Genomic DNA, 303 nt, shown 5'->3' with positions numbered 1-303 from the left:
GCGGGCGCTGCAACGTTGCCGGGCCAACCATTGCCAGGCAGAGGGCGCGAGTGACGCCCCGCATCTGCTCAGCGGCCACCTGCTGCAACTGACCGACCACCCGCGCGAGCCGTGGAACGACCTGTGGCTGCTGACCAGCGTGCACCACGAAGGGCGCCAGCCCCAGGTGCTCGAAGAACACGCCGAACCCAGCGATGCCGTGCAGCGCTACAGCAACACTTTCACCGCCACCCCCTGGGACCTGCTGTTCCGCCCGCCGCTGACCCATTCCAGGCCGAAGGTACCCGGCAGCCAGGTGGCCAG

At 69.3% G+C, this 303-nt stretch carries 1 protein-coding gene; it reads left to right on the top strand.

Annotation, left to right across the window (positions count from 1 at the left end):
* Positions 1–303: contractile injection system protein, VgrG/Pvc8 family (locus tag DM373_RS28555; protein WP_279630505.1), on the top strand; the 303-nt coding region annotated here is incomplete at both ends.

The sequence above is a fragment of the Pseudomonas sichuanensis genome (assembly GCF_003231305.1).
GTDB lineage: Bacteria > Pseudomonadota > Gammaproteobacteria > Pseudomonadales > Pseudomonadaceae > Aquipseudomonas > Aquipseudomonas sichuanensis.
This window is presented reverse-complemented; position numbering and strand designations above follow the sequence as displayed.